This is a genomic window from Coprococcus sp. AF99-45 (assembly GCF_027663865.1).
Classification (GTDB): domain Bacteria; phylum Bacillota; class Clostridia; order Lachnospirales; family Lachnospiraceae; genus Allocoprococcus; species Allocoprococcus comes.
In genome coordinates this window covers 198,193-209,424 of the sequence record NZ_JAQDGZ010000002.1, presented here as the reverse complement: position 1 = coordinate 209,424, position 11,232 = coordinate 198,193, and the positions used below count along the sequence as shown (strand labels likewise).

10 protein-coding genes and 1 riboswitch are annotated in these 11,232 nt (G+C 42.7%); all 10 genes read left to right on the top strand.

Going from position 1 to position 11,232, the window contains the following annotated elements; all coding sequences use genetic code 11:
- Window positions 1-307: 307 nt before the first annotated feature.
- Window positions 308-420: riboswitch (glycine riboswitch) on the top strand.
- A 264-nt stretch (window positions 421-684) separates the two neighbouring features.
- The 10 genes from glyA (at window position 685) to PGR14_RS02650 (ending at window position 11,230) form a co-directional block, all read left to right on the top strand.
- A complete protein-coding gene (gene glyA / locus PGR14_RS02695; RefSeq protein ID WP_270222924.1) occupies window positions 685-1,932 on the top strand; it encodes a serine hydroxymethyltransferase in 1,248 nt (415 codons plus the stop codon).
- A 15-nt stretch (window positions 1,933-1,947) separates the two neighbouring features.
- A complete protein-coding gene (gene gcvT, locus PGR14_RS02690) occupies window positions 1,948-3,036 on the top strand; it encodes a glycine cleavage system aminomethyltransferase GcvT (protein ID WP_211133335.1) in 1,089 nt (362 codons plus the stop codon).
- Window positions 3,037-3,142: 106 nt separating this feature from the next.
- Entirely contained in the window at window positions 3,143-3,520 is a 378-nt protein-coding gene (gene gcvH / locus PGR14_RS02685; RefSeq protein WP_008372058.1) for a glycine cleavage system protein GcvH, read from the top strand.
- Between the two features lie 24 nt (window positions 3,521-3,544).
- Window positions 3,545-4,858, top strand: coding sequence for an aminomethyl-transferring glycine dehydrogenase subunit GcvPA (gcvPA, locus tag PGR14_RS02680; protein ID WP_270222923.1), 1,314 nt, complete (start codon window positions 3,545-3,547; stop codon window positions 4,856-4,858).
- Window positions 4,858-6,288, top strand: a complete 1,431-nt coding sequence (gcvPB, locus tag PGR14_RS02675; protein WP_008372053.1) for an aminomethyl-transferring glycine dehydrogenase subunit GcvPB — start codon at window positions 4,858-4,860, stop codon at window positions 6,286-6,288. The genes gcvPA and gcvPB overlap by 1 nt, the downstream gene beginning before the upstream one ends.
- A 30-nt stretch (window positions 6,289-6,318) precedes the next feature.
- Window positions 6,319-7,317, top strand: a complete 999-nt coding sequence (locus PGR14_RS02670) for a lipoate--protein ligase (RefSeq protein ID WP_270222921.1) — start codon at window positions 6,319-6,321, stop codon at window positions 7,315-7,317.
- A gap of 14 nt (window positions 7,318-7,331) precedes the next feature.
- Window positions 7,332-8,735, top strand: a complete 1,404-nt coding sequence (lpdA, locus tag PGR14_RS02665; protein ID WP_173692491.1) for a dihydrolipoyl dehydrogenase — start codon at window positions 7,332-7,334, stop codon at window positions 8,733-8,735.
- An 80-nt stretch (window positions 8,736-8,815) separates the two neighbouring features.
- Window positions 8,816-10,141: a bifunctional folylpolyglutamate synthase/dihydrofolate synthase gene (locus PGR14_RS02660; protein ID WP_270222920.1), complete on the top strand. Its 1,326-nt coding sequence runs from the start codon at window positions 8,816-8,818 to the stop codon at window positions 10,139-10,141.
- A complete protein-coding gene (folE, locus tag PGR14_RS02655; protein WP_008372045.1) occupies window positions 10,135-10,689 on the top strand; it encodes a GTP cyclohydrolase I FolE in 555 nt (184 codons plus the stop codon). The genes PGR14_RS02660 and folE overlap by 7 nt, the downstream gene beginning before the upstream one ends.
- Window positions 10,690-10,693: 4 nt before the next feature.
- Window positions 10,694-11,230, top strand: coding sequence for an HD domain-containing protein (locus PGR14_RS02650; protein WP_243267881.1), 537 nt, complete (start codon window positions 10,694-10,696; stop codon window positions 11,228-11,230).
- Window positions 11,231-11,232 lie beyond the last annotated feature (2 nt).

The following is an 11,232-nucleotide window of genomic DNA, read 5'->3' as shown; positions in this document are numbered from 1 at the left end:
GTCAGCAGAGGCTTCCATAATTTTTGAGTCTCCTCGCCATGGCACAACAATCGAATTTGAACACTTATATTTGTCCCATTTGTCATTCAACTTTACTGGTGGAAACTTTTTTGCGGCAGGGGAAATGCTGGCAAGTGTGAAAATAGACAAAGAAAATCGATGATATAGTTAAAAAATAGTCAATAAAAACAATGCCTATAGGGAAAAACTATTAAATATTCTGATAAATAATAAACAATAAAGAAAATTATTTAACGCTTGACTAATTGTAACGACAACTATATAATGAGACTAACGTTAAGGTTGGAAGATGAATATGTGAGATACTTGTTGTACAGACGGCGCGCACCGTTATTTAATGTATAGCATGAGCCGAAGGGGCAAGCAGAAACTCTCAGGCAAAAGGAACATATTCGGACAACACTCTGGAGAACAATATATATGTATTGTACCGAAGAAGTAGTCTGGACTATATAGCGCAAAAGTCCGGGTGATCTTTCAGGTGGACGGACAGAGGCAGACAAAAAAGATTTCAATGACGAAAACTTTTTTGCCTGTTTTTTTTGTACCCTAAAAAGGGGAATATTCAGAAAAATACAGATATAAACGATAAAATTCTGAATCAAACACACCGGAAAGGGAGCAAAAAAGACCAGGTAGTTGGTTCTAAGGAGGTAAAAGAGAATGAACAGAATTGAAGATGTAACAAATTACATTACTGAATGTGATGAAGAAGTAGGGAAAGCGCTGCAGTTAGAACTTGGCCGTCAGCGTAGAAACCTTGAACTGATCGCATCAGAGAATATCGTAAGCCCGGCAGTTATGCTTGCGATGGGAACTGTACCGACAAACAAGTATGCAGAAGGTTATCCGGGAAAACGTTATTATGGCGGATGCGAGGATGTAGATATTCTTGAAAATCTTGCAATTGAACGTGCAAAGAAATTATTCGGATGTGACCATGTATGTGTACAGCCGCATTCAGGAGCAAATGCGAATACAGCTGTATATCAGGCACTGATCAAACCAGGTGATACAGTTATGGGACTGAACCTGGCACACGGCGGACATCTTACACATGGTTCACCGGTAAACCTTTCCGGTATCCTTTACAATTTCGTACCTTACAATGTCAATGATGACGGTGTTTTGGATTACGATGCAATCAGAAAGCTTGCACGTGAATGCAAACCAAAGATGATCGTAGCAGGAGCTTCGGCTTATCCAAGAGAGATCCGTTTTGATATTTTTGCAGATATCGCAAAGGAAGTTGGAGCTTATCTTTTCGTAGATATGGCACACATTGCAGGTCTTGTTGCAGCAGGACTTCACCAGAGCCCAGTTCCTTATGCTGATGTAGTTACAACAACAACACATAAGACACTCAGAGGACCTCGTGGTGGAATGATCATGTGCAAAGAAGAATATGCAAAAGCGATCAACAAAGCAATCTTCCCGGGAACACAGGGCGGACCTCTGATGCACATTATCGCAGCAAAAGCTGTATGCTTCGGAGAAGCATTAAAACCGGAATTCAAAATCTATCAGGAACAGGTTGTCAAGAATGCAAAAGCACTTGCAGAAGCCATGGTTGAAGAAGGATTCAACCTTGTCAGCGGTGGAACAGACAACCATCTGATTCTGGTAGATCTTCAGAACATGAACATCACAGGAAAAGAACTTCAGAACAGACTGGATGAAGTTTACATCACAGTTAATAAGAATGCAGTTCCGAATGATCCTGCAAGCCCGTTTGTGACCAGTGGAGTTCGTATCGGAACACCGGCTGTTACAACAAGAGGTCTGAAAGAAGAAGATATGAAGACCATCGCAAAACTGATCAAGATGACGATTACAGACTTCGATACCAAAGCAGATGAAATCCGTGCCGAAGTTACAAAGATCTGCGATAAATATCCACTTTATGAATAACAGGAGGAAAAAATAATGGAATTAAAAACACCCCTTTATGACGCTCATGTAAAAGCAGGTGGAAAGATCGTGCCGTTTGCCGGATACCTTCTTCCGGTTCAGTATGAGACAGGCGTGATCAAAGAGCATATGGCAGTACGTACACAGGCCGGACTTTTTGATGTATCTCATATGGGCGAAATCCTTTGTGAAGGAAAAGATGCTCTTGTCAATCTGCAGCACATCCTTACAAACGATTTTACAAATATGGTAGACGGACAGGCAAGATACAGCCCGATGTGTAACGAGAACGGTGGAACTGTAGATGACCTGATCGTATACAAAAAATCAGATGATCACTATTTTATCGTAGTAAATGCAGCAAACAAGGAGAAGGATTATCAGTGGATGCTCGCACATCAGTCAGGAGAGGTTACATTTACAGATGTATCCGACCAGTATGGACAGATCGCTCTTCAGGGACCGAAGGCGATGGAAATCTTAAGAAAACTTACAACAGAAGAAAATATTCCAAAGAAATATTATCATGCAGTATTTGGCGCAGAAGTTGCCGGAATGCCTTGCATCGTATCCAAGACAGGATATACCGGTGAAGATGGTGTAGAGATCTACCTGGCAAGTGATCTGGCAGAAAAGATGTGGGAGACACTTCTTGAAGCAGGAAAAGAAGAGGGACTAATCCCTTGTGGACTTGGTGCTCGTGATACACTTCGTATGGAAGCTGCAATGCCTCTTTACGGACATGAGATGGATGATGAAGTATCACCGCTTGAAACAGGTCTGAACTTCGGTGTTAAGATGAAGAAAGACGAATTCATCGGAAAGAAAGCCATAGAAGACAGAGGTACACCAAAGATCGAAAGAATTGGTCTTAAAGTAACAGGAAGAGGAATCATCCGTGAACATCAGGATCTGTATGCTGGCGATCAGAAGATCGGACATACAACATCCGGAACGCATTGCCCTTATCTTGGATATCCGATCGCCATGGCACTTGTTGATGCCGGAAGCGTAGCAATTGGCGACAAGGTAGAAGCAGATGTACGTGGAAGAAGAGTGGAAGCAGAAGTTGTGCAGCTTCCGTTCTATAAGAGAGCAAAATAAAAGAAAATAATAACGAAAATAGATTAACAGTCCGGTCGCAGAAAAAAGCGATAGAGAGTGTTTGGAAAAGGCGACCGGCAGTTGAAAAGAAAAGGAGATTAAAATCATGGAAGTAAGAGCAGAATTAAAATATACAAAATCACACGAATGGGTAAAAGAAGAAGGTGGAGTCTGGACAATTGGACTTACGGATTATGCACAGTCAGCACTCGGTGATCTCGTATTCGTAAATCTTCCGGAAGCTGGAGACAGTGTAGAAGCCGGAGAAGTATTTGGAGATGTTGAATCTGTAAAAGCGGTATCAGATGTATACTCACCGGTAACAGGAGAAGTTGAAGAAATCAACGAAGAACTTCTTGACGCACCAGAAAAGATCAATGGCGCTCCGTATGATGCATGGTTCATCAAAGTAAAAGATGTATCGGGAACAGAGGAACTTCTTTCAGCAGAAGAATATGAGGCATTTGTAGCAAGCGAAGAATAATCAGGGAAAGGCGGTGGACCATTTATGGGAAGCTATGTACCGAATACAAAAGAACAGCGTCAGGAAATGCTGAAAGAAATCGGGTTTCAGACAATTGATGATTTGTTCGCACACATTCCGGCAGAAGTAAAGATCCAGGGCGGTCTTAATATTCCGGAAGGAAAAACAGAATTAGAAGTACGTCGTGATATGGAAAATATTGCTGCAAAGAATCAGGTCTTTAAGACGATTTTCCGCGGCGCAGGCGCTTACCGGCATTTTATTCCGGCAACAGTAAAGAGCGTGATTTCAAAAGAAAATTTATTAACTGCATATACTCCTTATCAGGCAGAGATCAGCCAGGGAATCCTGCAGTCGATCTTTGAATATCAGACCATGATCTGTGATCTGACAGGAATGGATATTTCCAATGCCTGCGTATATGATGGTGCAGAAGCATCCGCAGAAGGTGTGGCAATGTGCCGTGACAGAAAACGCAGCAAAGCACTTGTTTCAGCTACCGTGAATCCATATGTTCTTGAAACAATCAAAACATACTGCTTCGGTAATGAAATGAAAATAGAAGTAATTCCGGAAAAAGACGGACTTACAGATATTGAATATCTGAAAGAACATGTAGATGCACAGACAGCATGTGTACTGATCCAACATCCGAACTATTACGGTAATCTGGAAGAAGCAGCCGAGATTGGTGAGATCACACATGGAGCTGGTGCGAAATATGTGATGAATGTCAATCCGATTTCTCTCGGTGTAGTAAAGACACCGGCAGAATATGGAGCTGATGTGGCAGTTGGCGAAGGACAGCCACTTGGACTTTCTATTGCATTCGGCGGACCATATCTTGGATTTATGGCTGCAACACAGAAGATGATGAGAAATCTTCCGGGACGTATCGTTGGACAGACAGAAGACCACAATGGAAAGAAAGGTTATGTACTTACTCTTCAGGCAAGAGAACAGCATATCCGTCGTGAAAAAGCATCCAGCAATATCTGCTCAAACCAGGCACTCTGCGCACTTGCAGTAGGCGTTTATCTGGCAACAATGGGCAATGAAGGGATTAAGAAAGCAGCAACACTTTCAACTTCAAAAGCACATTATCTTTCAGCAGAACTTACAAAAGTTGGATACCAGACCGAGAACAAAGGAGAATTTTTCCATGAATTCGTAACTGTATCCGATGTTCCGGCCGCGAAAGCACTTGCAGCACTTGAGGAAAAAGGAATCCTTGGAGGATTTCCGCTTGACGAACACAGAATTCTGTGGTGCTGTACAGAAGTGAATACCAAAGAAGAGATGGACGCAGTTGTTCAGATTCTGAAGGAGGTGCAGTAATGTTAATATTTGAAAAAAGCAGACCTGGAAGAGGTTGCGATTTACTGCCAGAATGCGATGTAGAAGTAACACTTCCACAGGAAAAAGATAAAAGAGAGAAAAAACTTCATCTGCCAGAGCTTTCTGAAATTGAACTGAGCAGACATTATACAGAACTTGCAAAGAAATCACATGGTGTGAATGATGGTTTTTATCCACTCGGATCTTGTACAATGAAATACAATCCGAAGATCAATGAAGATATGGCAGCACTTCCGGGATTCACAGAGATCCATCCACTGCAGCCGACACATACGGTACAGGGATGCCTGGAAGTCATCAAAGAATCTGAAAATCTTCTCTGCGAGATCACAGGTATGGATCGTATGACATTCCAGCCGGCAGCCGGTGCTCACGGAGAATTTACAGGACTTCTTCTGATCAAAGCATATCATAAGAGCCGTGGAGACGAAAAGAGAAAGAAAATTATCGTTCCGGATTCTGCACATGGAACCAACCCGGCAAGTGCGGCAATGGCAGGATTCCAGGTAGTCAGCATTGAATCTGCACCGGATGGTGGTGTTGATCTTGAAAAATTACAGGAAGTATGCGGAGAGGATACAGCAGGACTTATGCTTACCAATCCAAATACGGTAGGACTTTTTGATAAGAATATTTTGAAGATCACGGAGATCGTTCATAACTGTGGCGGACTTTGCTACTATGATGGAGCAAACTTAAATGCAGTTATGGGAACTGTTCGCCCTGGAGATATGGGATTTGATGTGATCCATCTGAATCTTCACAAAACATTCTCAACTCCGCACGGTGGCGGTGGTCCTGGAAGCGGACCTGTTGGATGCAAGAGCATGCTGGTTCCGTTCCTTCCGTCTTATGTAGTAGATGGGGAAGAAGAACTGAAATTTGTAAAAGAACCACAGAGCATCGGTGAGATGAAGAGCTTCTATGGAAACTTTACAGTCATCGTAAAAGCACTTACTTATGTGAAGACACTGGGACGCGAAGGTATTCCGGAAGCGAGCCAGAATGCAGTTCTGAATGCAAATTACATGATGAACAAACTGAAAGACCTGTATACAATGGCGTATGACGAGGTATGTATGCATGAATTCGTAATGAGTCTTGCAGATTTGAAAAAGAAAACGGGAATTTCTGCAATGGATATTGCAAAAGGACTTCTTGATAACGGTATCCATCCACCGACAATGTACTTCCCGCTGATCGTTGAGGAAGCACTGATGGTAGAGCCGACAGAGACAGAGTCTAAAGAAACTCTGGATGAAGCAGTAGAAGTATTACGCAAACTGTATGAAATCGCAGAAACAGATGCCGAACAGCTTCATCAGGCGCCTGTTACAACACCGGTTACAAGAATGGATGAGGTTGGAGCAGCAAGACATCCATATCTGCGATACGAATGGCAGGACTAATAAGTTATAGCTTAAAGCGAGGGAAAAACTATGATTGAAAAGATTACTTATATTGAAAGCGATCAGTTCAGTCCATATAGAAATCTTGCAGTGGAGGAGTATTTGCTCCTCCACTGCGAGGATAAAGAATGTATTCTTTATCTGTGGCAGAATCAGAATACAGTTGTTATCGGACGGAATCAAAATGCTTGGAAAGAATGTAGAACAACAAAGCTTGAAGAAGAAGGTGGTCATCTTGCCAGACGCCTGTCAGGTGGCGGAGCTGTGTACCATGATCTGGGAAATATGAACTTCACATTTCTGATCAATAAAGAAGAATATGATCTGGACCGGCAGCTTCAGGTAATCATAGGAGCGATGGAGATCCTTGGATTGAAGGCTGAAAAATCCGGGCGTAACGATATCCTGATCGATGGAAAGAAATTCTCGGGAAATGCGTTTTATGAGCAGGAAAAGCATTGCTATCATCATGGCACGATCATGGTAGGAGTAAATATGGAAACCTTATCCAGATATCTGACTGTATCAAAGGATAAACTGAAATCAAAGGGGGTTGATTCAGTAAAATCCAGAGTGACAAATTTAAGAGATTATCTTCCGGAGCTTACAATGGAAGAACTGAAGGTGGCACTTAAACAGTCATTTGAAAAGGTATACGGATTAAAGGTACGTGATAAAAAAATAGAAGACCTTGATACCGGAGTAATTGCAGAAAGAGAGAAATTTTTCTCTTCATGGAACTGGCTTTATGGAAGAAAAATTGATTTTCAGTATGAGCTTTCCCACCGTTTTGGATGGGGAGGGATTACACTTCAGTTTGCAGTAGAATCAGGAAAGATCAAGGATGCAATTGCATGGTCGGATGCACTGAATCCGGATTTCATACATACACTTCCGAAGTATCTGAAAGGATTGAAGTACAGAAAGGAAAGTATCTGTACGGAATTGGGGCTTTTCTGGTCAGATGATCCACAGGAAGAAGGGATGATGAAAGACATTATCGAATGGATTCGGAGCGAGGAACTGTAGGAGGATGAAATAAAATGAGTGAGAAGTTTGATGTAGTAGTAATTGGAGCCGGTCCGGGAGGATATGTGGCAGCAATCAAATCTGCGAAGCTTGGAATGAAGACCGCAGTGATCGAAGAGAGAGAAGTCGGCGGAACGTGCCTGAACAGGGGATGTATTCCGGCAAAAGCAATGATTCATGCATCGACATTATATCGTGAAATCAAAGAAGCGGATCGTTTCGGAATTTCAGCATCAGATGTTACTTATGATTTTGAAAAAATACTGGAATATAAGGAGCAGACAACCGGACAGCTTGTTCAGGGAGTAGAACAGCTTCTGCAGGCAAACGGCGTAACAAGATATTATGGGAAAGGCACACTTTTTGAGGGGAAAAAAGTTAAGATTACAGGAAATGAAGAACAGTTTGTCGAAGCAGAGAATGTCATTCTGGCTTCTGGTTCCAAACCACTGATTCTTCCAATCCGGGGAATGGATCTTCCGAGAGTTCTGACAAGTGATGAACTTTTTAAGCTGAGTGAAGTTCCAAAGAGTCTGGTTATCATCGGTGGTGGTGTGATCAGTGTAGAATTTGCAACCGTATATTCCGCACTTGGATCTAAGGTTACCATTCTTGAAGCAATGCCGCGCCTGGTTCCAAATATGGATAAAGAGATCGCACAAAACCTGAAACTGATCCTGAAGAAACGTGGCGTAGAAAGCCATACATTAGCAGCAGTACAGGGTGTGCATATGGAAGGGGATACTTGTGTATGTACTTTCGTTGAAAAAGAAAAAGAACAGACTGTAGAAGCAGAATATGTTCTGTGTGCAGTCGGAAGATGCCCGAATACCGACGGATTATTTGCAGAAGGTGCTGCTCCGGATATGGAAAGAGGACGCGTTCTTGTAAATGACAAATTCGAAAGCAGTATTCCGGGAGTCTATGCGATCGGTGATCTGATCTTTGGTGCACAGCTTGCCCATGCAGCAAGTGCACAGGGAATCGTTGTTGCAGAACAGCTGGCGGGAAAAGAACCTTCTGTGAATCTGGATGTGGTTCCGGGATGTGTTTATACAGATCCGGAAATCGCATCAGCAGGTATTACCGAAGATGCAGCCAAAGAACAGGGAATCAAAGTGAAGACTGGTAAATTTATCATGAGTGCCAATGGTAAATCGCTTATTACAAAAGAAGAAAGAGGATTTATCAAGATTGTGGCAGATGAAGAGACAGATGTGATTCTCGGAGCACAGATGATGTGTGCAAGAGCCACAGACATGGTTGGTGAATTTGTAACTGCGATCGCAAACAAAATGACGGTTGCACAGCTTTTGAAGGGAATGCGTGCACATCCGACGTATAATGAAGGAATCGGAGAAGCCCTGGAAGAAGCAGAGGGTGGAGCGATCCACGTTGTACCAAAGAAAAAGAAATAGAACTGTACAGCAGTAAGGGAATATGATAAAATATTCAGATATCAGCATATGCTGAAAAGTACAAAAAGGAAAATTAAATCATGTTATACGAAGAAGCAAGGGTATATTTGGATCATGTATCGAAATACGGAAGTGTACTTGGCTTAGATAGTATAAAGAGCTTATTGGGTGAGCTTGGAAATCCGCAGAAAGATTTGAAATTTATACATATAGCCGGGACTAATGGAAAAGGATCGATTCTCGCCGGACTCTCCGGTATCCTGCAGCAGGCTGGATACCGGACCGGAAGATACTGTTCTCCGACCGTGATGGGATATATGGAACGATTTCAGGTTGATGGCCAATGGATGGCGGAGGACGAGCTCGCCCCTTTTGTATCTCAGGTGAAAGAGGCAACAGAAAAAGTAGAAGAAAAAACGGATCTCACCGTAACTGTTTTCGAGATAGAAACAGCGATCGCATTTCTCTATTTCAGAGAAAAACAGTGTGATTATGTCGTTCTGGAAGCCGGGATGGGTGGGCTTCTTGATGCGACAAATGTAATAGATACAACTGTTTTGAGTATTTTTGCATCGATCAGTATGGATCATATCGGAGTGCTGGGAAACACATTAGAAGAGATAGCAGAAAATAAAGCCGGAATTATAAAACCATCATGTCTGGCAGTTGTCACGTCGCCACAGCAGATGTCTGTGACCGATATCCTCCAGAAAAAGGCCGGAGAGTGTGGATGCCGGTTTGTGGTTTCGCATCCGGAAAAGGCTGTGATTTCTGAAGAAACGATGGATGGACAGATTTTTTCTTATGGAGAATATAAAGATATCCGTCTTCGCCTGGCTGGCAGATATCAGATTGACAATGCGGCGACAGTATTGGAAGCTGTGGATGCGTTAAGAAGGAGCGGTGTTCCGATTCCGGAAGACGCTGTAAGAAAGGGATTTGTGAAAGTGACATGGCCTGGACGGTTTCAGGTACTTGAAAAAGAACCGACCGTGATCGCCGACGGAGCGCATAACAGGGATGCCGCAAGAAGACTTGCGGAAAATGTGAGAACCTATCTGACGGACAGAAAGATTGTCGGTGTGATGGGGGTTTTTAAAGATAAAGAATATGAACAAATCGCAGAGATCATGGCTCCGTATCTTTCAAAGGTGTATACGATCGATCTTCCAAATGGGGAGAGGAATCTGGGAAAAGAGAGATTATGTGAAGTATTAAAGGCCAAGAACGTACAGTCAGAACCGGCAGAGAACATTGCAGATGCGCTTGAAAAAGCAAAAGCAGAATGTGGGAAAGAAGATGTTGTTCTGGTGTTTGGTTCCTTATCTTATCTGGGAGAAGTGATAAGACTTGAACGGGAAACAAACGTGTTTGAAAGAAAAAAGGAAGAGAGAACATTATGGTAGATCATAAAAAAGTAGAACAGGCAATCCGTCTTTTACTGGAAGGAATCGGTGAAGATCCGGATAGGGAAGGACTGGCTGAGACACCGGACCGGATTGCAAGAATGTATGAAGAAATCTGTGGCGGAATGAATGAGGATGCAGCGGAACACCTGAAAAAGACATTTACAGCAGAAAACAATGAGATGGTTGTGGAAAAAGATATTACGTTTTATTCCATGTGTGAACATCATATGCTGCCATTTTACGGAAAGGTTCATATTGCCTATATTCCGGATGGAAAGGTAGTGGGACTTAGCAAGCTTGCACGGACTGTGGAAGTATTTGCCAGAAGACTTCAGCTGCAGGAGCAGATGACAGCACAGATCGCGGATGCCCTGATGGAGAATCTTCATCCAAAGGGAGTAATGGTACTTGCTGAGGCAGAGCATATGTGTATGACCATGCGTGGAATCAAGAAGCCGGGAAGCAAGACGGTCAGTGTTGTTACAAGAGGTGCATTTGAAGAAAATGAAAAGCTGCAGAACATGTTTTTTCGTATGATAGGTTAGTGCGATGGAAATAAAACGAAAACTGGAAGAGCAGAGGAGGATGCAGAGAATCTGGAAAATATATGAGCATCCTCTTTTTATAGAAGGACTGGTAAAGAATAAAGATGCAGAAAAGAAAAGAATATTCTGCCATCATGATATGAACCATTTTCTGGACGTGTCACGTCTGATGTATATTTTTTCGATGGAGCGTGGATATGCCTTTGGAAAAGAAGAGATTTATGCGACGGCATTACTTCATGACATCGGGAAATGGCAGCAATATAAGGCGGGAGTTCCCCATGAGATAGCGAGTGCTGAAATTGCAAAAAGGATTCTGGAAGAGACTGGATTTACAAAGGAGGAGTCGGACAGGATTCTTTTTGCAATTTTAAGTCACCGGGGCAATGCAGAAGAGACAGAAAATGCAGGGCAGGATAAGTGGCAGCTTGCAGAAATCCTTTATGATGCAGATAAGATTTCCCGTGCGTGTTATACGTGTCCGGCTGAGAAGGACTGTAACTGGAGCGGAGAAAAGAAGAATCAGAAAATCATCTGGTAGAA